This is a genomic window from Kitasatospora sp. MAA4 (assembly GCF_029893355.1).
Classification (GTDB): domain Bacteria; phylum Actinomycetota; class Actinomycetes; order Streptomycetales; family Streptomycetaceae; genus Kitasatospora.
On the sequence record NZ_JARZAI010000009.1, the window covers coordinates 230,174 to 250,370 of the forward strand.

General features: G+C 72.3%; 19 protein-coding genes. 12 read left to right on the forward strand and 7 right to left on the reverse strand.

What is annotated here, in order from left to right; all coding sequences use genetic code 11:
* Positions 1 to 84 precede the first annotated feature (84 nt).
* Together P3T37_RS15100 and P3T37_RS15105 are read left to right on the forward strand one after the other, a co-directional pair.
* A complete protein-coding gene (locus P3T37_RS15100) occupies positions 85 to 1,977 on the forward strand; it encodes a serine/threonine-protein kinase (protein WP_280724127.1) in 1,893 nt (630 codons plus the stop codon).
* A complete protein-coding gene (locus P3T37_RS15105; protein WP_280724128.1) occupies positions 1,974 to 2,678 on the forward strand; it encodes a hypothetical protein in 705 nt (234 codons plus the stop codon). Before P3T37_RS15100 ends, P3T37_RS15105 begins: the two co-directional genes overlap by 4 nt.
* On the opposite strand, the gene P3T37_RS15110 is transcribed toward P3T37_RS15105, so the two are convergent.
* Positions 2,620 to 3,603, reverse strand: a complete 984-nt coding sequence (locus P3T37_RS15110) for an alpha/beta hydrolase (RefSeq protein WP_280724129.1) — start codon at positions 3,601 to 3,603, stop codon at positions 2,620 to 2,622. The two genes, P3T37_RS15105 and P3T37_RS15110, sit on opposite strands and share 59 nt — an antisense overlap.
* Positions 3,604 to 3,747: 144 nt before the next feature.
* On the opposite strand from P3T37_RS15110, the gene rox reads away from it, so the two are divergent.
* The gene (rox, locus tag P3T37_RS15115) at positions 3,748 to 5,175 is read left to right on the forward strand and encodes a rifampin monooxygenase (protein WP_280724172.1); all 1,428 of its coding nucleotides are present in this window, start codon (positions 3,748 to 3,750) and stop codon (positions 5,173 to 5,175) included.
* Between the two features lie 101 nt (positions 5,176 to 5,276).
* Positions 5,277 to 6,800, forward strand: coding sequence for an FMN-binding glutamate synthase family protein (locus P3T37_RS15120; protein ID WP_280724130.1), 1,524 nt, complete (start codon positions 5,277 to 5,279; stop codon positions 6,798 to 6,800).
* 16 nt (positions 6,801 to 6,816) lie between these two features.
* Here the strand turns inward: P3T37_RS15120 and P3T37_RS15125 are convergent, their stop codons facing one another.
* From P3T37_RS15125 to P3T37_RS15150, 6 genes are all read right to left on the reverse strand, one after another.
* Positions 6,817 to 7,386 (reverse strand): hypothetical protein, encoded by a 570-nt coding sequence (locus P3T37_RS15125; RefSeq protein WP_280724131.1) that lies wholly within the window; start codon positions 7,384 to 7,386, stop codon positions 6,817 to 6,819.
* Entirely contained in the window at positions 7,383 to 8,774 is a 1,392-nt protein-coding gene (locus P3T37_RS15130; protein WP_280724132.1) for a hypothetical protein, read from the reverse strand. The genes P3T37_RS15125 and P3T37_RS15130 overlap by 4 nt, the downstream gene beginning before the upstream one ends.
* Positions 8,771 to 9,580 (reverse strand): ABC transporter ATP-binding protein, encoded by an 810-nt coding sequence (locus P3T37_RS15135; RefSeq protein ID WP_280724133.1) that lies wholly within the window; start codon positions 9,578 to 9,580, stop codon positions 8,771 to 8,773. The genes P3T37_RS15130 and P3T37_RS15135 overlap by 4 nt, the downstream gene beginning before the upstream one ends.
* Positions 9,581 to 9,600: 20 nt before the next feature.
* Complete coding sequence (locus P3T37_RS15140; protein ID WP_280724134.1) at positions 9,601 to 10,428, reverse strand: zf-HC2 domain-containing protein; 828 nt, start codon at positions 10,426 to 10,428, stop codon at positions 9,601 to 9,603.
* Positions 10,425 to 10,985: an RNA polymerase sigma factor gene (locus P3T37_RS15145; protein ID WP_280724135.1), complete on the reverse strand. Its 561-nt coding sequence runs from the start codon at positions 10,983 to 10,985 to the stop codon at positions 10,425 to 10,427. Before P3T37_RS15145 ends, P3T37_RS15140 begins: the two co-directional genes overlap by 4 nt.
* A 132-nt stretch (positions 10,986 to 11,117) precedes the next feature.
* Complete coding sequence (locus P3T37_RS15150) at positions 11,118 to 12,017, reverse strand: aminoglycoside phosphotransferase family protein (protein WP_280724136.1); 900 nt, start codon at positions 12,015 to 12,017, stop codon at positions 11,118 to 11,120.
* A 142-nt stretch (positions 12,018 to 12,159) separates the two neighbouring features.
* Between P3T37_RS15150 and argC the strand changes: the two genes are divergently transcribed.
* The 8 genes from argC to P3T37_RS15190 all read left to right on the forward strand — a co-directional run bounded on the left by argC (position 12,160) and on the right by P3T37_RS15190 (position 20,124).
* Positions 12,160 to 13,188 carry an N-acetyl-gamma-glutamyl-phosphate reductase gene (gene argC / locus P3T37_RS15155; RefSeq protein WP_280724137.1) on the forward strand — a complete coding sequence of 343 codons (1,029 nt, stop codon included), beginning with the start codon at positions 12,160 to 12,162 and terminating at the stop codon, positions 13,186 to 13,188.
* Entirely contained in the window at positions 13,185 to 14,357 is a 1,173-nt protein-coding gene (gene argJ / locus P3T37_RS15160) for a bifunctional glutamate N-acetyltransferase/amino-acid acetyltransferase ArgJ (protein WP_280724138.1), read from the forward strand. The genes argC and argJ overlap by 4 nt, the downstream gene beginning before the upstream one ends.
* A 15-nt stretch (positions 14,358 to 14,372) precedes the next feature.
* Positions 14,373 to 15,308: an acetylglutamate kinase gene (gene argB, locus P3T37_RS15165; RefSeq protein ID WP_280724139.1), complete on the forward strand. Its 936-nt coding sequence runs from the start codon at positions 14,373 to 14,375 to the stop codon at positions 15,306 to 15,308.
* Complete coding sequence (locus tag P3T37_RS15170; protein WP_280724140.1) at positions 15,305 to 16,546, forward strand: acetylornithine transaminase; 1,242 nt, start codon at positions 15,305 to 15,307, stop codon at positions 16,544 to 16,546. The genes argB and P3T37_RS15170 overlap by 4 nt, the downstream gene beginning before the upstream one ends.
* Positions 16,547 to 16,564: 18 nt before the next feature.
* Positions 16,565 to 17,110 (forward strand): arginine repressor, encoded by a 546-nt coding sequence (locus P3T37_RS15175; protein ID WP_280724141.1) that lies wholly within the window; start codon positions 16,565 to 16,567, stop codon positions 17,108 to 17,110.
* A gap of 154 nt (positions 17,111 to 17,264) precedes the next feature.
* The gene (locus tag P3T37_RS15180; RefSeq protein WP_280724142.1) at positions 17,265 to 17,477 is read left to right on the forward strand and encodes a ferredoxin; all 213 of its coding nucleotides are present in this window, start codon (positions 17,265 to 17,267) and stop codon (positions 17,475 to 17,477) included.
* Entirely contained in the window at positions 17,474 to 18,670 is a 1,197-nt protein-coding gene (locus P3T37_RS15185) for a cytochrome P450 (protein ID WP_280724143.1), read from the forward strand. Before P3T37_RS15180 ends, P3T37_RS15185 begins: the two co-directional genes overlap by 4 nt.
* A gap of 260 nt (positions 18,671 to 18,930) precedes the next feature.
* Positions 18,931 to 20,124, forward strand: a complete 1,194-nt coding sequence (locus P3T37_RS15190) for an argininosuccinate synthase (RefSeq protein WP_280724144.1) — start codon at positions 18,931 to 18,933, stop codon at positions 20,122 to 20,124.
* Positions 20,125 to 20,197 lie beyond the last annotated feature (73 nt).

Below are 20,197 nucleotides of genomic sequence, written 5' to 3' on the forward strand. Positions count from 1 at the left end.
CCTGGCCCGACCAATTGGTACGTCGGCGCACACAGGGGGACGGGGATGTGGGATCGGGGGACGGTTCTCGGGGACCGGTACCGGTTGACCGAGCGGCTCGGCGGCGGGGCGATGGGCGAGGTCTGGTGCGCGGACGACGGCGTGCTCGAACGCCGGGTCGCCGTCAAGATCCTGCTGCCGGCACTGCTGGACGACGCCGCGTTCATGGAGCGCTTCCGGCGCGAGGCCAAGCTGCTGGCCGCGCTCAACCACCCCGGCATCGTCGAGGTCTACGACTACGGTGAGAGCACCGGCGATTCGGGCACGCGGGTGGCCTACATCGTCATGGAACTCATCACCGGCCGACCGCTGGACGAGGAACTGTCCGAGACCGGGCCGATGTCGGCCGACCAGGCCCTCGGCATCGTCGCCCAGGCGCTCGACGCGCTGCACGTCGCGCACCGGCGCCAGATCGTGCACCGCGACATCAAGCCGTCCAACCTGATGATGCGCGACGACGGCCGGGTGGTGGTCACCGACTTCGGCATCGCCAGCGCCGCCGCCGGTACGAGGATCACCTCCTCGCACGCGATCCTCGGCACCGCGCTCTACGTCGCCCCCGAACGCGCCGAGGGTGCCGCGTCGATACCGGCCTCGGACCTCTACTCGATGGGCGTCCTCTGCTACGAGATGCTCACCGGCGAGCCGCCGTTCACCGGTGAGACGGCGCTGGAGATCGTGCTCAAGCACGTCCGGGAGCCCGCGCCCGAGCTGCCCGACGCCTTTCCGCAGCCCGTACGCGACCTGGTCGCCAAGGCGCTGGCCAAGAAGCCCGAGGACCGCTTCACCAGCGCCGCCGTGATGGCAGCTGCCGCGCGCCGGGCCTCCGGCGCCGCAGCGGCGGCCGGGGCAGCCGCCGCCCCCGCGCCGGCCGACAGCCGGACGCTCCGGCTGGTCCCGGCCGTGCCGCCGCAGACCCCGACGGTGGCGACCCCGCCGGTGACCCCGCCCGGCGCATCGGTGGCCGATTCGCCGCTGGTCACGACGCTCGCGGCCGAGGAGCGGCCGCGCGACCGGCGCGGCTGGCGGCGGCTGCTGATCCCCGTGATCATCCCGTGCACCATCACGGTGGGCGTCGGCACGGCGCTGCTGATCGACCCGAGCCCGTTCCGCACCGACGCGGGCGCCGGCGCGTCCGACGCGCGGCCCACCGTCGTGGTGTCCGGCCCGCGGACCGGCGGCGCGGGGAGCGCTGCCGCGTCGACCTCAGCCGGCGCCGCCTCCCCGTCCGCTTCCGCCTCGCCTTCCCCGTCCCCCTCCCCTTCTCCCGCTCCCTCGGCGCCGGGAGCGGCGGGAGCGGCGAGTGCACCGGCACCGGGCACCGGCACCGTCCCGCCGCCCGGCGGCGGATCCGGCTCCGGGAGCCAGCCGGTGACCATCGGTCAGAACGGCGGCGGGAGCGGCGGGGGAGGCGCGGCCCCCGCGCCCGGCCAGGGCGCCCCGGCGGCCCCGACCACCGCGGCCGCCCCCGGCGGCGGCGCGACCCATCCGGCCACCCCGCCGCCGCCCGCGCCGGGTTCCGGGGCTCCCGCAGGCTGCGGCGGCGCCGGTTGGGGCGCGATCGTCAACGTCGGCGACGGGCTGAAGCTGGGCCTGGCCGCCGACAGCCTCTCCGGCGGCACCACCGTGGTCACCGGCGGCACCACCGCCTACGGCTGGGTGCACTGGGCGGACTCCTTCCAGCGCTTCAACGCCTGCGACCGCAGCCAACCCGCGCTCACCGAGGTCGCGACCTTCGACGGGTCGCCGGTCGGCGTCCGACTCGCCTCCTTCAACGACTTCATGACGGCGTGGACGACCGCCGCCACCGGCTCGGGCAGCTACTACATCAAGGACTACATGGGCCAGAGCTGCCTGACCGACAACGGCGCGGGCAACCCCGTCACCGTCGGCACCTGCACTCCGGGCAACGGCAGCCAGGAGTGGCTGCTCCCGTGACCACGACCCGGCAACGGCGCGGGGCGCGCCGGAACGACACGCCCTACCCGAGGCGTCCGCTGCTCACGGCCCTCTGGATACCGGCCGCGGCCGTCCTTCTCCCGCTCGGCGGAGCGCTCGTTGCCGGCGGGACGTGGATGCTGCTGCCCGCGCTGGCGCTGGTGCTCACCGGTGCGGTCGGACTGATCGTCGCGCTGTCGGGACTCTGCCAGTCCGGCCTGCTCCGGGGCGTGGCCCTGGCGCTGATCTTCGCCCCGCTGATCGCCGTGCCGCTGCTGAGCATGAAGGCCGCGCAGGCCACCGTCCTCACGCTGCGAGGCACCACGCATCCGGGCACGGTCACCGGAGTCAGGGTCATCCACGGCAGGACCACCAGCTACACCTGCGCGGTGCGGTACGACGGCGCCCCCGCGCGGACGCGCAGCGTCGACTGCGGCGCCGGCGACGCCGCGGGGGAGCAGGTCAGCGTCACCGAGGACCCGAGCGGCCTGGTCGAGCCCGAGTTCTCCGGCGCGGTCGCCGCAGCGGGCGCCACCCGCGGCCTGGACCTCTTCTTCGACGCCGTCCTACTGGCCGCGGGCGCGGCAGCCGCCGTCCTCGGCATGCTCACCCAGTACCTGCGCCGCCCCCGCGACGGCGGGCTCACCGTCCCAGGATCCGCCGCAGCCAGCGGGTACGGGCGTCGCGGGCATCGCGGCTGAGGACCGCGTTCGGCGCCAGGGTGTCGAAGCCGTGGAACGCGCCGGGCCACACGTGCAGTTCGGCTTCGCCGCCGGCCTGCCAGATCGCATCGGCATAGGCGACGGCCTCGTCCCGGAAGGTCTCGGCCGACCCGACCTCCAGGTAGGCCGGCGGCAGCCCGGAGAGATCCGTGGCACGGGCAGCGGCCGCGTACGGCGCCAGGTCGGCGGCGCCGTACCGGTCGCCGAGCAGTGCCTGCCACGCGGTCGCGTTGGAGGTCCGGTCCCAGGTGTCGTGTCCGGCCATCTGGTGGCTGGAGAAGCTGTCGTTGCGGTCGTCGAGCATCGGGCTCAGCAGCAGCTGACCGATCGGGACCGGCCCGCCGCGGTCGCGCGTCAGCAGGGCCAGTGCTGCGGCGAGTCCACCGCCGGCGCTCTTTCCGCCGATCAGGACGCGGTCCGCGTCCAGGCCCAGCCCGGCCGCGTGCTCGACCGCCCAGACGAGCCCGGCGTAGCAGTCCTCCACCGGTCCGAGGTACTGCGCCCGCGGCGCCAGCCGGTACTCGACGGAGATGACGGCGAGCCGCAGCGGGAGAGCCCATTCGCGCAGCACGCGCGGAAGGACTGACCACGCATTGCCCATGATCATTCCGCCGCCGTGCAGGTAGTACAGCAGCGGCAGTGGTCCGGTGGCCCCGGCGGGCCGTGCGCTGACCAGCCTGACCTCGCTGCCGTCCGCGACTCCCGGCGCCCGCAACTCCTCCACCGCGAACCGGCCGCCGTCCTGGAGCTCCCCGACCGTCGGCCTGGGCCGGCCCGCAGCATCCCGCTGCTGGCGCGCCGCGAGGCCCTCCGCGGTGACCGGCTCCCTCGCCGACTCGCCCAGCGCCGCCAGCACGGCCCGCAACTCCGGGTCGAACGGCGGCACTTCCCCGACCCCCGGCACCGAACCTCCCGATGGCAGTGGCAAGGAGGTTACCCACTCCTTGCCACTCTCAAGATATAGCGCACCAGGGGGCTTGCGGCAAGGGCCCGGTCGTGCTCCAAAATGGTCAACCAAGCCCATGACCTGCGGAAATGACGGATGATGATGATTGACGTGATCGTGGTCGGCGGCGGACCGACCGGCCTGATGCTGGCCGCCGAGCTGCGGCTGCACGACGTGCACGTGGTCGTGCTGGAGAAGTTGACCGAGCCGACTCGGCAGACCCGCGGGCGCGGCCTGCACGCGCGCAGCGTCGAGATGCTGGACCAGCGCGGCCTGCTGGAGCGCTTTCTCGCGGTCAGTGAGAAGTTCCAGGTCGGCGGATTCTTCGGCGGCATCCACAAGCCGTGGCCGGACCGGTTGGACACGGCCCACCCGTACGGCCTGTCCATCGAGCAGCCGGCCACCGAACGGCTGCTCAACGAGCATGCGCTCGAACTCGGTGCCGAGATCCGGCGCGGCTGCGAGGTGGTCGCGCTGAGCCAGGACGAGGACGGCGTGAGCGTCGAACTGGCGGACGGCACGCGGCTGCGCTCGCGCTACCTCGTCGGGTGCGACGGCGGCCGCAGCGTGGTCCGCAAGCAGCTCGGCGTCGGATTCCCCGGCGAGCCCGCCACGGTCGAGACGTTGCTGGGCGACATGGAGGTGGCCGAGGACCCGGCAACGGTCGACGCCGTCGTTGCGGAGGTCCGCCGGACCCAGCTGCGGTTCGGCCTCATCCCCAACGCGGACGGAACGTACCGCGTCATCGTGCCGGCCGACGGCGTGGCCGAGGAGCGTGCGACCGCGCCGACCCTGGAGGAGTTCAGGCAGCAGCTGCGGGCGATCGCCGGCACCGACTTCGGCGTGCACTCGCCGCGCTGGCTGTCCCGGTTCGGCGACGCCACCCGGCAGGCCGAGCGCTACCGGGTCGGCCGGGTGCTGCTGGCCGGCGACGCGGCGCACATCCACCCGCCGACCGGCGGCCAGGGGCTCGGCCTCGGCGTCCAGGACGCGTTCAACCTCGGCTGGAAGCTGGCCGCCGCGGTCAACGGCTGGGCGCCGGACGGGCTGCTGGACAGCTACCACACCGAACGGCACCCGGTGGGCGCCGCCGTGCTCGACAACACCCGCGCGCAGATCACCCTGCTGGGGACCGATCCGGGTGCGACCGCGCTGCGCGCGCTGTTCTCCAGGCTGATGGACTTCGAGGTGGTGAACCGGTACGTGACCGGCATGATCACCGCGGTCGACGTCCGCTACGACCTCGGCGAGGGCCACGAGCTGCTCGGCCGCCGGATGCGGGACGTGCAGCTGAAGCAGGGCCGCCTCTACGAGCTGATGCACGGCGGCCGCGGGCTGCTCCTCGACCGGACCGGCCGACTCTCGGTCGCCGGCTGGACCGACCGGATCGACCACGTCGTCGACGCCTGCGAGGAACTGGACGCGCCCGCCGTACTGCTGCGGCCGGACGGCCACGTGGCCTGGGTCGGCGAGGACCAGCAGGACCTGCTCGGCCACCTGCCCCAGTGGTTCGGCGCCGCCGCCGGCTGAGAGCCCCCCTGGCCACCTGCCTGTTCGAACGGCCTCCTACTATCGACTCGCATTCACTCCACCGCACGGTGATGGAGTCACTCATCCAGGAGGCAACCTTCATGCACGCCCGGAAGATCGGCGCGGTCGCCGCGACAGCGGTGGCGGTCCTGGCCGCCCGTGACCTCATCCAGAAGAGGCACGCACTGCTCCGGAACTTCCCGGTGATCGGGCACGCCCGGTACCTGTTGGAGACGATCGGGCCGGAGCTGCGGCAGTACATCGTGACCTCCAACGAGGAGGAGCGCCCGTTCAGTCGTGACCAGCGCACCTGGATCTACGCGTCGGCGAAGGAGGAGAACAACTACTTCGGGTTCGGCACCGAGGTCGACGTCGAGCACGTTCAGGGGCACGCCTACCTGAAGCAGCGCACGTTCGCCGGCGCTCTGCCCGAGGCGCACGACGCGCACGACCCGCAGGCCCCGCTGCCCTCGGCCAAGGTGCTGGGCGGACCGCGCGGGCGCGCCAAGGCGTTCCGACCGGCGAGCGTGGTGAACATCTCCGCGATGAGCTTCGGATCGCTCTCCGGCGCGGCCATCACAGCCCTCAACAAGGGGGCGGCGCTGGCGGGCACGATGCACAACACGGGCGAGGGCGGCCTCTCGCCGTACCACCGCAACGGCGGCGACCTCATCCTCCAGATCGGTACGGCGTACTTCGGCTGCCGCAACGAGGACGGCAGCTTCAACCTCGACAAGCTCAAGGACGTGGTGGCGAGCGCCCCCGTCAAGGCGATAGAGATCAAGCTCTCCCAGGGCGCCAAGCCGGGGCTCGGCGGGATGCTGCCGGGGGCGAAGGTGACCGAGGAGATCGCCGCGATCCGCGGTATCCCGGTCGGCAAGGACTGTGCCTCCCCGTCGCGGCACACCGCGTTCAGCGACGTCGACTCGATGCTCGACTTCGTCGAACTGCTGGCCACCGAGACCGGCCTGCCGGTCGGGGTCAAGAGCGCGGTCGGAGAGCTGGGCTTCTGGCAGGAGCTGGCCACCCTGATGGCGCGTGGCGACCGCGGTGTCGACTTCGTGACGATCGACGGCGGTGAGGGCGGCACCGGGGCGGCGCCGCGGATGTTCGCCGACTCGGTGGCGCTGCCGTTCCGGATGGGCTTCTCCCGGGTCTACGGCACCTTCGCCGAGCTGGGACTGACCGACGACCTGACGTTCATCGCCTCCGGCAAGCTCGGCCTGCCCGAGAACGCCGCGGTCGCGTTCGCGCTGGGCGCCGACATGATCAACGTGGCCCGCGAGGCGATGCTGTCGATCGGCTGCATCCAGTCGCAGAAGTGCCACACCGACAAGTGCCCCACCGGCATCGCCACCCAGAACCCGTGGCTGGCCCGCGGCCTCGACCCGGCCTCGAAGTCCACCCGGGCCGCCGTCTACCTGCGCACCCTGCGCAGGGAGCTGATCAAGGTCTCCTCGGCCCTCGGCGTCGCCCACCCGGCACTCATCACGCCCAACGACATCGACATCATGAACGGCGACTACGAGGCCCGCACCCTGGCCGACGTCTACGGCTACCAGGACGGCTGGGGCGAGCTCGGCCCGCAGCTCGCCAAGGAGATCAAGGCACTCCTGGCCGGCTGATCTCCCTGGGTGACCGTCACCGTCTCGGCCCTGCCGCGGCGTACAGCACGGTGCCGGCCACCAGCAGGGCCCACGCGGTCCCGGTGGCCGCCGCCGTGCCGGGCGGAAAGATCATCCAGCTGACCACCTGTCCCGCCGCGCCGCCCGGCGGCGGGACGCAGACGGTGAACGCGAGCCAGCCGGTCGGCAGGGTCCAGGCCAGCGGTGCCCCGCACAGCACCGCCCCGAGCGCGGCCAGGCCGGCCAGACCCGCGCCGTCCCGGACGAGGATCGCGGCCGGGGCGAGGTTCGGCCCCGCCGCCCGGACCGCCAGCAGCGCCGCCGCGGCGACCGCGCCGAGCAGCAGCACGTGCGCCGCCCGCCGGGGCATCCAGCGGATCGCGGCCGTCCGGTCCAGCGCGGCATCCTGCCCGCCGAGCCCGACGGAAGCGGCCGCCACGTTCGCGGTGAGGACCAGGGCCGCGATCCCCAGGCCCACCGGGTCCTTGCCCCGGTCGAGGGCCCACAGCGCCAGCGCGACGAGCGTGACCGCGGCGGCCGACGCGGGCACCTGCCGCGAACGCGCGTACAGCATCAGCCATCTCATGAAGATGCCTCCCCCGTCAGCGCCGCGAGGTCGTCCTTGCAGGAGAGCGCGGCGGCATGGATCTGGGCGATCTGCGAGCGCTGCTCGGCCGGCGGCAGAGCCGTCAGCTTCTCCCAGGCGGCTTCGGCGTTCGCCCAGGTGCGCTGCGAGTACGCGTCGGTGTCCGGCTTCTGCAGCGGTTCGAGCCGGTGATCGCCGAGGGCCCAGCTCGCGGCGATGCTCTGCGCGGGGACGTCGACCTCCCCGTCGCCCTCCCACACGGTGCGCGGTCCGCAGTTGGGTGCCAGGCCCTGGGCGACCAGGAGGCGGGTCAGCTCCGCCCCCGCCGCATGGGCGATCAGCGGGTCGTCGAAGTCGATCAGCACCGCATCGCTGGAGAGTTCGCGGTTGTCGCTGAGCGCGCGCAGCGCGGTCTCCTCCCGCACCGAGGCCGGCGCCCGGTCGCCCAGCGCGTCGTGCAGCAGTCGCAGTGCCTCCTTGCCGCGCCGCGCCAGCTCGGGCAGGTGCGAGCGGTGCGCCTGTGTCACGCACACCGGGCCGTCGCAGACCAGGGCGGCGGCGGTCCTGTCGACGACGTAGCTGTCGCGCGGATCGGCCGGGAGGACCAGCAGGGCCAGGGCCGCGCCGACCAGCACGGGGGCCACCGAGAGCAGCAGGCCCCGGCGGGTCACGGTCGACAGCAGTGCGAAGCCGGTGGCGAGCAGACCGAGCAGCCACAGCGTCTGGCCGAGGTGCACGGAACCCGACAGGGTCAGCAGCATCTCCCGCGGCTCCACGACCTCCGGGGACAGCAGGGCGATCCGGTTCGGCGCGATGCCCGAGGGCAGCTTCCCGTCCATGTTCTGCCGCAGCAGCATCTCCGTCAGCAGGACGAACACCACCAGCGCCGGCGGGGTGAAGACGGAGGGCAGGGCCCGAGCGGCGCCCATGCCGAACACCGCCCCCGCGACGAGCGACAGTGCCGCCACGAGCGAGATCGGCAGCCAGCCGAGACCTGTGTAGGCGGCGGGGCCGAGGGCCACGCGGACCACGCCCACGAGGACGACGAGGGCGAATCCGGACGCCAGCACGATCGCCATCGCGCCGGCCGGCAGCGCCGCACGGCGCCAGGCCGGCCGCGGCGTGGTCGTCAGCAGCTCGGCCACGCGCGAGCGGGAGTCGCGCAGCCCGTACACCGCCCCCATGCCCACCGTCAGCGGCCACCAGTAGGCCAGCCAGTACCGGGTCCACATGGCCATGGGGGTCCACTGGGCCGTCCACCCCGCGGTGCCCTGCCACCAGATTCCGTTGGCCAGGACGAGGATCGCCAGGCTGCCGCCGAGAACGACGAGGCCGGGCCAGGGGGCGATGGAGCGCTTCAGCTCGATGCCCAGGACACGTGCGTTCACCAGGTGCCCCTCAGCTGCTCGGTGCCCTGGAGCAGCGCCGAGTAGCCGCGCTCCAGGGGGCTGTCGCCCGGGTACTCGGAGCCGCCCGCCGCCGCCAGGACATCCGGTGTGCCCTGGAAGACCAGTCGGCCCTCGGCGAAGAGCACCACGTCGGAGCAGGCGGCCGCGACGTCCTCGACCAGGTGGGTGGAGACGACCACGCAGGCGTCGCGGCCCAGTTCCTGCAGCAGCTCGCGGAAGCGCAGCCGCTGCGCCGGGTCCAGACCGGCCGTCGGCTCGTCCAGCAGCAGCAGCACGGGGTCGTTGACGATGGCCTGGGCGATGCCGGCGCGCCGCACCATGCCGCCGGACAGCGTCTTCATCCGGTGGTCGGCGCGGTCGGCCAGACCCACCCGCTCCACGGCGCGTTGGACGGCCGCGGGGATGTCGGCCTTCGGGACCTCCTTCAGCCAGGCCATGTACTCGACGAACTCACGTACGGTGAAGCGCTTGTAGTAGCCGAACTCCTGCGGCAGGTAGCCGATCCGGCGGCGCAGGGCACGTAGGTCGCCCAGCCCGGTCACCGACCTGCCGCACAGCTCCAGTTCGCCCTCGGCGGGGCGCAGCACGGTGGCCAGGGACCGGATCAGCGTGGTCTTTCCCGCGCCGTTGGGTCCCAGCAGGCCGTGGGCGCCCATACCCAGGGAGAGATCGAGTCCGTCGACGGCCATCTTCTTGCGTCCGGCCCGTACTTTCAGGCCGGTGGCCTGGATCTCCCAGGCGTAGGTCTTCGGCGCGGTGTCGGCCGCGCTCGTCGTGGGGTGCATGCGGTGGGCCCTTTCGAGGGTCAACGATGGTTGCGCGGCAGTGAGTACGCGTTTCTGCGGGCGATCACGATGCCGGTGCCGAGCGCGAGGAGCAGTCCCCACAAGGGCAGTTGGTCCGGTTGCAGGGCGAGCGGGACGCGGCCGGTGTCCCAGGCGGGGGCCGCGATGACGGCGCCCCAGAGGGCCACCAGTGCGGTGGCGGCGCGGGTCACGCCGACGACGCTGCCCAGCGCCAGGGTTGTGGAGGTGAAGGCCAGCGAGGGCAGCAACCACTGCGCGGCCGTCATGGCCCCGGTCAGCCAGCCCTCCACCAGGAGCGCGGGCAGCACCACGGCGAGCACCGAGGTGGTACGTCGCAGCAGCAGGGGCAGCCCGGCGCGGGCGGTCGAGGCCGTCAGTTCGTGCGCCGGGTCCAGGCCGCGCGACCACGAGGCCGCGACAGCGCACAGCGGCAGCACGGGCGCGATCAGCACCATGAGCGAGGCCGTACCGAAGAGCATCGGCGGCGCGGCCGCGCCCAGCAGCAGCGCCAGCAGCGTGACGCTGAGGGTCATGGCCAGCCACGGGGCCCTGACCGGTGTCAGCCAGGCCGACGCCCAGCTGGGGCGCCACCGCCGCGCGGGCGCCTGGACGGCCGCGTCCAACTGCGGTCCCAGACCGGCATGGACGGTATCGAGGAGCGCGGCGATGCCGGGCGCCTCGGTCGTCACGGCGGCCGCCAGCCGGCCTCGGCACAGCGCGCACGTCTCCAGATGGGCCTCCAGCGCCCACACCGTGTCCGCGGCCATCGTCAGGTCGCCACGGGCGTAGCCGCCGATCAACCGCGTCGACGCGTGTTCCTCGCTCATGTCAGTGCCTCCCGCATCGCGATCCGGGCCCGGCGGGCGCGGGTCTTGACGGTTCCTTCGGGCAGTCGGAGCAGGACGGCGGTCTCCCGCACGGACAGCCCGTCGAGCACCATGGCCTGCAGTACCTGCCGCAGTTCCGGCGCGAGCCGGCACAGGGCATCGCCCACGTCGCCGCCGACGGTGGCGGCCAGCGCCTCGTCCTCCGCCGCGGGCACCACCGCCCGCTCGGCGGCGGCGACCGGCGGTTCGGCGTGGTGGGCACGGCGGCGGAACGCATCGACCAGCCGGCGCGCGGCGATCGTCCACAGCCACCCGACGGCCGTCCCGCCCACCGCGCTCCCGGCGAACGCGCCGGCCGCGCGCCACACCGCCAGATAGGTCTCCTGCATGACCTCGGCGACGATCTGCTCATCCGCACACCGCCGGCGCAACCGCACCGCCAGCCACGGCGCAGTACGCCGGTACAGCTCGTCGAACGCCCCCCGGTCGGCTTTGGCCACCAGCCGGAGGAGGCGTTCCTCGTCCAGCTCGTCGAGTGCTCTCCTGCGTGATCTCACACCAACCAGACGGCCACGGCGGCGCGCAGGTTCTGCATCTGCCGTGATCTGAATCACACCGTCAAGCGCCCGTCCTCGGACCTGAGCCGCGTGGATCTCGGCACCTCGCAGGTGCAACCCTCACTTGCCAGGTCAAAGGCCCGTCAGGACACGATCGAGCGCCGACCGCCCTACAGGCCCCCAGTTCGGCTTGCCGCCGGGCAGGCCGCGGTCCCCGCTCTGGCCCATCAGCATCAAGAACAGGCACTTCATCGCGGCCAGCCCGCGCGCCCGTCGGATCGTCGCCTCATCCGCCTGTGCGTAGCTGCTGAAGAACCGAGAGGCGCCGCCCGCCGGGAGCAGCAGCCAGGCGGCCGCAAGGTCCCACGCCGGGTCGCCGGCGAAGACTGCGCCGAAGTCGACGATGCCCGCCAGCGTGCCGTCCGCGACGACGACGTTCGCGGGGTGCAGGTCACCGTGCACCCACACCCGCGGGCCCTCCCACTCGGGAGCCGCGACCGCGTCGTCCCACACGGCCCGGATGTCGTCCTCGGCGAAGCGCCCGAGGTCCACGGCCTGAAGGCGGTTCTCGAAGCCGGTCGCGCACTCCTTGGGGTGAGCACCAAAGTCCGAGGCGTCCGGCGCGTCGACGGGCGCCTCCACATGCAGCGCTTCGAGGAACGCCGCCAGCATGTCGGCCGCGTGGTCGCCGCGGGTGATCGAGCCGTGGTCGAGTGGGGTGCCTTCAACCCATGTCATGACGGTCCAGATCTTGGGGAAGCGCTCGGACGGTGCACCGCTCCGCACCGGAGTCGGGATCGGAAGCGGCAGGCGCGGGGCCAACTCCGGCAGCCAGCGGCGCTCCTTGAGCTGAAGGTCGGGGAGCTTGTCCATCCGCTGCATCCGGACGGCCAACTCGTCCCCGAGGCGCCACATCTGGTTGCCCCAGCCACCCGCCACCTCACGGATGGGCAGCTCGGCCAGGTCCGGATGCTGCTCCCGCAGAAGGTCGCGGACCAGATCTTCGCTGATCTCAGTCTCGTGTTCGATCATGCGAACTCACAGTACGTGAGGCAGGCGGAGCCGATCTCGCTCTTCGAGGATCCGGATAGCCGCGCACCGTCAGGCTGTCGAAGTGCCTTGCATGAATGTTCCGGGATGCGTATATTCATGCTGAGTTCTAGGAGGAAACGTCATGGCATTGCGAGTCGCCGTCGCCGGGGCCAGCGGGTACGCCGGGGGTGAGGTGCTCCGGCTGCTGCTGGGGCACCCGGAGGTCGAGATCGGGGCGCTGACCGGGGGGTCGAACGCCGGGACCAGGCTGGGTGAGCTTCAGCCGCACCTGCTGCCGCTGGCGGACCGGGTGCTGGAGCCGACGACGACCGAGGTGCTCGCGGGGCACGACATCGTCTTCCTGGGGTTGCCGCACGGGCAGTCGGCCGCGGTTGCCGAGGCGCTCGGCGAGGATGTGCTGGTGGTGGACTGCGGGGCCGACTTCCGGCTCAAGGATGCCATGGACTGGGAGCGCTTCTACGGCTCGGCGCATGCCGGGACCTGGCCGTACGGGCTGCCCGAGCTGCCGGGGCACCGGGCCGCGCTGAAGGGGACGAAGCGGATCGCCGTGCCGGGCTGCTACCCGACGGCCGTCACGCTCGCGCTCTTCCCCGCGTACGCCGCGCGGCTCGCCGAGCCGGAGGCCGTGATCGTGGCGGCGAGCGGCACCTCGGGCGCCGGCAAGGCGGTCAAGCCGCACCTGCTGGGCAGCGAGGTGATGGGCTCGGTCAGCCCGTACGGGGTCGGCGGCGGGCACCGGCACACGCCGGAGATGTCGCAGAACCTGAGCCCGGTGGCGGGGGAGCCGGTGACGATCTCCTTCACGCCGACCCTGGTGCCGATGTCCCGCGGCATCCTGGCGACCTGTTCGGCGAAGGCGAAGCCGGGTGTCACGGCGGCGGCCGTCCGGGCCGCCTACGCCGAGGCGTTCGCCGCCGAGCCGTTCGTCCACCTGCTGCCCGAGGGGCAGTGGCCGCAGACCAAGTCGGTGTACGGCTCCAACTCCGCCCTCGTCCAGGTCGCCCTGGACGAGCACGCCGGGCGGATCGTCGTGATCAGCGCGATCGACAACCTCGTCAAGGGCACCGCCGGCGGCGCGGTGCAGAGCATGAACATCGCCCTCGGCCTGCCCGAGGAGCTGGGCCTTCCCGTGAACGGAGTCGCACCGTGACCAGTGACCACAAGAGCCTTGGAGTGACGGCGGCCAGAGGCTTCCGCGCCGCCGGGGTCACGGCCGGCCTGAAGGCCTCCGGCACGCCGGACCTCGCGCTGGTCGTCAACGACGGCCCGTCGCACGCCGCGGCCGGCGTCTTCACCTCCAACCGGGTCAAGGCCGCTCCGGTGCTCTGGTCCCAGCAGGTGCTGAAGACCGGTGAGTTGGCCGCCGTCGTGCTCAACTCCGGTGGCGCCAACGCCTGCACGGGGGCGGGCGGCTTCCAGGACACCCACGCCACCGCCGAGAAGGTCGCCGTCGAACTGGGCGTCGGCGCGGGCGAGGTGGCGGTGGTCTCGACCGGCCTGATCGGCGTACGGCTGCCGATGGACGTGCTGCTGCCGGGTGTCGAGCAGGCTGCCAAGGCGCTGTCCGCGGACGGCGGCGAGGCGGCGGCGATCGCCATCAAGACCACCGACACCGTGCACAAGACGTCCCAACTGTCCAAGGACGGCTGGACGGTCGGCGGGATGGCCAAGGGCGCGGGGATGCTCGCACCGGGCCTGGCCACCATGCTGGTGGTGGTCACCACCGATGCCGTCGTGGACAGTGCCGGTCTGGACGACGCGCTGCGCGCCGCCACCCGCACCACCTTCGACCGGGTGGACTCCGACGGCTGCATGTCCACCAACGACACGGTGCTGCTGCTCGCCTCGGGCGCCTCCGAAGTCACCCCTGCCGCAGCGGAGTTCAACGCCGCCGTGCAGCAGGTCTGCGCGGACCTGGCGCGTCAGCTGATCGGCGACGCGGAGGGGGCCAGCAAGGACATCGCGATCGTGGTGACCGGCGCAGCCACCGAGGACGAGGCGGTGGACGTCGCCCGCGTGGTCGCCCGCAACAACCTCCTCAAGTGCGCCCTGCACGGCGAGGACCCCAACTGGGGACGGGTGTTGGCGGCGATCGGCACCACCAGCGCGGCCTTCGACCCGGACCGCCTGGACGTGGCGATCAACGGCGTCTGGGTCTGCCGCAACGGCTCGGTCGGCGACGACCGCGACCTGGTCGACATGACGGGACGCGAGATCACCATCACCGCGAACCTGAACGCCGGTACGGCCGAGGCCACGGTGTGGACCAACGACCTGACCGCCGACTACGTGCACGAGAACAGCGCCTACTCCACCTGAGCCCGGGGACACACCTTGCAGATCGCACCCAAGGGCGAACAGGCCCGCAACAACACCGCCCTGCCCAAGGCCCGCACGCTGATCGAGGCGCTGCCCTGGCTGGAGCGCTTCCACGGCAAGACCGTGGTGATCAAGTTCGGCGGCAACGCCATGGTCGACGAGTCGCTGAAGTCCGCCTTCGCCCAGGACGTGGTCTTCCTGCGCTACGCCGGACTGCACCCGGTCGTCGTGCACGGCGGCGGCCCGCAGATCAGCGCCCAGTTGGAGAAGCTCGGGCTCAAGTCCTCGTTCACCAACGGACTTCGGGTCACCACGCCGGAGACCATGGACGTGGTGCGGATGGTGCTGGCCGGCCAGGTCCAGCGCGAGCTGGTCGGACTACTCAACGAGCACGGCCCGTTCGCGGTCGGGATGACCGGCGAGGACGCGCACACCATGACCGCCGTCAAGCGCTACGCGACGGTGGACGGCGAGCAGGTGGACATCGGCCTGGTCGGCGACATCGTCAACATCGAGGCGGGCGCGGTCAAGGCGCTGATCGCCGATGGCCGGATCCCGGTCATCTCCAGCATCGCCCGCAGCACGGACGGCCACGTCTACAACATCAACGCGGACACCGCCGCGGCCGCCCTCGCGGTCGCGCTGGGCGCCGAGATGCTGGTGGTCCTCACCGACGTCGAGGGCCTGTACGCGGACTGGCCGAACTCCGACGACGTGATCAGCCAGCTGTCGGCCACCGAGCTGGAGGCCATACTGCCCACGCTGGCCAGCGGGATGCTGCCGAAGATGGAGGGCTGCCTGCGCGCGGTCCGCTCGGGTGTGGGCACCGCGCGCGTGCTGGACGGCCGGGTGCAGCACAGCCTGCTCCTGGAGATCTTCACCGACGAGGGGATCGGCACCATGGTGGTGCCGGACGACGACACCGACGTACTACTGGGGGGACTCGCATGACCGCCGGACAGTCTGGCAAGGAACTCACCGACCGCTGGCAGCACGCGATGACCGACAACTACGGCACCCCGCGCCTCGCCCTGGTCCGCGGTGAGGGCGCCACGCTCTGGGACGCCGACGGCAAGCGCTACGTCGACTTCCTCGGCGGCATCGCGGTCAACGCGCTCGGCACCGCCCACCCGGCGATCGTCGCGGCGGTCACCGAGCAGATCGGCCGGCTCGGCCACGTCTCCAACCTCTTCATGGCCGAGCCGCCCATCAAGCTCGCCGAGCGCCTCCTGGAGCTTTTCGGGAGGGACGGCCGGGTCTTCTTCTGCAACTCGGGCGCCGAGGCCAACGAGGCCGCGTTCAAGATCAGCCGCCTCACCGGCCGCACCCACCTGGTCGCGTTGGAGGGCGGCTTCCACGGCCGGACCATGGGCGCGCTGGCGCTGACCGGCCAGCCCGCCAAGCAGGACCCGTTCCGGCCGCTGCCCGGCGACGTCACGCACGTCCCGTTCGGGGAGGTCGAGGCGCTGCGCGCGGCCGTCACCACCGAGACCGCCGCGGTCGTCCTGGAGCCGATCCAGGGCGAGAACGGCGCGATCCCGCTGCCGCCCGGCTACCTGCGGGCGGCGCGCGAGATCACCCGGGCCACCGGCACGCTGCTGGTGCTGGACGAGGTGCAGACCGGCATCGGCCGGACCGGATACTGGTTCGCCCACCAGGCCGAGGAGGGCGTCGACCCGGACGTGGTCACGCTCGCCAAGGGCCTCGGCGGCGGCCTGCCGATCGGTGCCGCGGTCGCCTTCGGCCCGGCGGCCGAGCTGCTCAAGCCCGGCCACCACGGCACCACGTTCGGCGGCAACCCGGTGGTCGCGGCGGCCGCGCTGGCGGTGCTGGACACCATCGAGGCGGACGGGCTGCTCGCCCACGTGCAGCGGATCGGCGAGCGGCTGCGCTCGGGGATCGAGGCGCTCGGCGACGACCTGGTCTCGCACGTGCGCGGCGCCGGCCTGCTGCTGGGCATCGTGCTGAACGCGCCGGTCGCGGCGCGGATCCAGGCGGTGGCCCAGGAGGCCGGATTCCTGGTCAACGCGGCCGTCGCGGACGCGGTGCGGCTGGTGCCGCCGCTGGTGCTCACCGAGCAGGAGGCCGATCTCTTCCTCGCCGCGCTGCCGGGGATTCTGGACACCGTCCGGGCGAGCCTCCCCGCGGACGCCGCCGGTGGCGCCCCGGCCGCGCAGGCCCGAGGGTAGTCCGGGAGAATCATCGACATGACCGTGCCCCCACCTGACCAGCCCGCCGCCGGCCCCACCTCGCAGGTGCCGCAGACCCGCACGGCGCGGCACCGGCGGATCGTGGACCTGCTCACCCGTCAGCCCGTTCGTTCGCAGAGCCAGTTGGCCAAGCTGCTGGCGGACGACGGCCTGGTGGTCACCCAGGCCACCCTCTCCCGGGACCTGGACGAGCTGGGCGCGGTCAAGATCCGCAACCGGGACGGCGCGCTCATCTACGCCGTCCCGGCCGAGGGCGGCGACCGCACGCCGCGCGCGCCGATGGGGGAGTCGGCCAGCGAGGGGCGGATGGCCCGGCTGGCCGGCGAGCTGATGGTCTCGGCCACCGCCTCGGGCAACCTGGTGGTGCTGCGGACGCCGCCGGGCGCCGCGCAGTTCCTGGCCTCGGCGATCGACACGGCCGAGGTCTTCGAGATCATCGGCACCATCGCGGGCGACGACACCGTCCTGCTGATCAGCCGCGATCCAGCCGGCGGCCAGGCGCTGGCGGACCACCTGATGCAGCTCGCGCAGACCCGCTCCTAGGCCGTGGTCCTGCGGCCGCACCGGTGCGAATCAGCCATTCTCCTTCGGATGGGTGCTACCCCTTCGTATGCCCTGCAACTCCGGGCTAGGTTGGGCTGACGGAAAGTTGGTTGCCCAGGGCAACCGACCCACTTCGCGCCCATCGAGGTCCCGCATGCACGTGACTGTCGACCAGAATCGCTGCTGCAGTTCAGGGCAGTGTGTGCTGACCGCCCCCGCGGTCTTCGACCAGAGCGAGGAGGACGGCCTGGTCCTGCTGCTCCAGGACCGGCCGGCCGAGGCGCTCCACTCCGAGGTCCGCACCGCCGCCGCGATATGCCCCGGCGGCGCCATCTCCCTCTCCGCCGGACAGGAGGTCGGCGCGTGAACACCACCGACCTGAACGCGGCCGACCTGCTGACGATCCCCGCCGACCGCGGCGGCTGCCCGTTCGACCCGCCGCCGAGCTACCGCAAGGACACCTCGGTCTCGCAGGTGAGCCTGTGGGACGGCACCCCGTGCTGGCTGCTGAACGGCTACCGCGAGGTCCGCGCGGTGCTGACCGACAGCCGCTTCAGCGCCGACGCGCGCCACCCGGGCTTCCCGATGCTCATCCCCGGGCGCCGCGAGCTGCTCACCCAGAAGCCGAGCTTCCTGCGGCTGGACGACCCGGAGCACTCCCGGCTGCGCAAGATCCTCACCGGCGACTTCCTGATCAAGCGGGTCGAGGCGATGCGCCCGGGCATCCAGAGAATTGTCGACGACACCCTCGACGCCATGCTGGCCAAGGGCTCGCCGGCCGACCTGGTCGCCGAATTCGCCCTGCCGATCCCCTCGTTGGTGATCTGCGACCTGCTCGGCGTGCCGTACGAGGACCACGGTTTCTTCCAGCAGCGCAGCCAGCGGCTGCTGGACTCCACCTCGCCGGCCGGCAGCGTCCGGCAGGCAGTCGACGAGCTGACGGAGTACCTCACCACGCTCGCCGCCAAGTCCACCGAGGAGGGCGGCGAGGGCATCCTCGGCCGACTGGCCGCCCGCGGCGACCTGAGCGCCGAAGAGATCGCCTCCAACGCCCTGCTGCTGCTGATAGCCGGGCACGAGACGACCGCGAACATGACCTCGCTCTCCACCGTCGCGCTGCTGCAGAACCCGGAGCAGGCCGACCGGTTGCGCGCCGACCCCTCGCTGATCCGCGGCGCGGTGGAGGAGCTGCTGCGCTACCTCACCATCGTGCACGCCGGGCTGCCCCGGGTGGCGCTGGAGGACGTCGAGCTGGACGGGGTGCTGATCCGGGCCGGCGAGGGCGTGCTCTGCATGCTCTCCACCGCCAACCGGGACGAGGAGCTCTTCGCGGCCGGCAGCGAGTTGGACGTCGAGCGCGACGCCCGCCGGCACCTGGCCTTCGGCTTCGGCGTCCACCAGTGCCTGGGCCAGCCGCTGGCCCGCGCCGAGCTGCAGATCGCGCTGGAGACGCTGTTGCGCCGGCTGCCGCAGCTGCGGCTTGCGGTGCCGTTCGAGGAGTTGAAGTTCCGTACCGAGGCGTTCGTGTACGGCCTGCGAGAACTGCCGGTCGCCTGGTGAACAGCCTGGTGAAGAGGCTGGGGGAGAGCCCGGTGAAGAGCCTGGTGAACAGCTCCGCCACCTGCTAGGAAGCAGGGGTGAGCAGCCCGACCGACCCAACCGCTCGACGCCGGACGGCGGCGAGCCGGGACCGCCGTCCCGGCTCGTGGCCGTCCGGCTTTGAGTTTCATGCGGAGTCGTGCATACTTATGCCTATCAGCGCATGGGACACCGATCCTGGCGCTCGCCCCCTGCCTGTACTGCTAAAGAAGGAGAAAGCCGTGACCGAGCGCGTCGTACTCGCCTATTCGGGCGGTCTGGACACGTCCGTCTGCATCGGCTGGATCGCCGAGGAGACGGGCGCCGAGGTCATCGCCGTCGCCGTCGACGTCGGCCAGGGCGGCGAGGACCTGGACGCCATCCGCCAGCGCGCGCTGGACTGCGGCGCGGTCGAGGCCGAGGTGGCCGACGCCCGCCAGGAGTTCGCCGACGAGTACTGCCTCCCGGCCGTCAAGGCCAACGCCCTGTACCAGGGCCAGTACCCGCTGGTCTCCGCGCTCTCCCGGCCGGCCATCGTCAAGCACCTGGTGGCCGCCGCCCAGAAGCACGGCGCCAGCACGGTCGCGCACGGCTGCACCGGCAAGGGCAACGACCAGGTCCGCTTCGAGGTCGGCATCCAGTCGCTGGCCCCGTCGCTGAAGTGCATCGCCCCGGTCCGCGACTACGCGATGACCCGGGACAAGGCGATCGCCTTCGCCGAGGCCAAGAACCTCCCGATCGTCACCACCAAGAAGAACCCGTACTCGATCGACCAGAACGTCTTCGGACGGGCCGTCGAGACCGGCTTCCTGGAGGACATCTGGAACGCGCCGATCGAGGACGTGTACGAGTACACCCAGAACCCGGCCACCCCGCGCGAGGCCGACGAGGTGGTCATCACCTTCGACGCCGGCGTCCCGGTCGCCATCGACGGTCGCAAGGTCACCGTCCTGCAGGCGATCGAGGAGCTCAACAAGCGGGCCGGCGCCCAGGGCATCGGCCGCCTCGACATGGTCGAGGACCGGCTGGTGGGCATCAAGTCCCGTGAGATCTACGAGGCTCCGGGTGCGATCGCGCTGATCACCGCGCACCAGGCGCTGGAGAACGTCACCGTCGAGCGCGAACTCGCCCGCTACAAGCGGCAGGTGGAGCAGCGCTGGGCCGAACTCGTCTACGACGGCCTCTGGTTCTCGCCGCTCAAGCGCGCGCTGGACGGCTTCATCAACGAGGCCAACCAGCAGGTCTCCGGCGACATCCGGATGGTCATGCACGGCGGCCGGGCCGTCGTGAACGGCCGCAAGTCGGAGCAGGCGCTGTACGACTTCAACCTCGCCACCTACGACACCGGCGACACCTTCGACCAGTCGATGTCCAAGGGCTTCATCGAGATCTTCGGGCTCTCCTCGAAGATCGCGGCCCGCCGCGACCTGGCCTGAGCCACCTTTCCCGAGCCCCGGCCGGTTCCCCTGCCGGCCGGGGCTCACCCCTTCTCCACCTCCCTTCCCGCAC

Coding starts and splice junctions, on each gene's coding strand:
- P3T37_RS15120 (WP_280724130.1), top strand. CDS start 5,277: ATGCACGCCCGGAAGATCGGCGCGGTCGCCGCGACAGCGGTGGCGGTC.
- P3T37_RS15140 (WP_280724134.1), bottom strand. CDS start 10,428: ATGAGCGAGGAACACGCGTCGACGCGGTTGATCGGCGGCTACGCCCGT.
- P3T37_RS15135 (WP_280724133.1), bottom strand. CDS start 9,580: ATGCACCCCACGACGAGCGCGGCCGACACCGCGCCGAAGACCTACGCC.
- rox (WP_280724172.1), top strand. CDS start 3,748: ATGATTGACGTGATCGTGGTCGGCGGCGGACCGACCGGCCTGATGCTG.
- P3T37_RS15150 (WP_280724136.1), bottom strand. CDS start 12,017: ATGATCGAACACGAGACTGAGATCAGCGAAGATCTGGTCCGCGACCTT.
- argC (WP_280724137.1), top strand. CDS start 12,160: ATGGCATTGCGAGTCGCCGTCGCCGGGGCCAGCGGGTACGCCGGGGGT.
- P3T37_RS15180 (WP_280724142.1), top strand. CDS start 17,265: ATGCACGTGACTGTCGACCAGAATCGCTGCTGCAGTTCAGGGCAGTGT.
- P3T37_RS15170 (WP_280724140.1), top strand. CDS start 15,305: ATGACCGCCGGACAGTCTGGCAAGGAACTCACCGACCGCTGGCAGCAC.
- P3T37_RS15175 (WP_280724141.1), top strand. CDS start 16,565: ATGACCGTGCCCCCACCTGACCAGCCCGCCGCCGGCCCCACCTCGCAG.
- P3T37_RS15125 (WP_280724131.1), bottom strand. CDS start 7,386: ATGAGATGGCTGATGCTGTACGCGCGTTCGCGGCAGGTGCCCGCGTCG.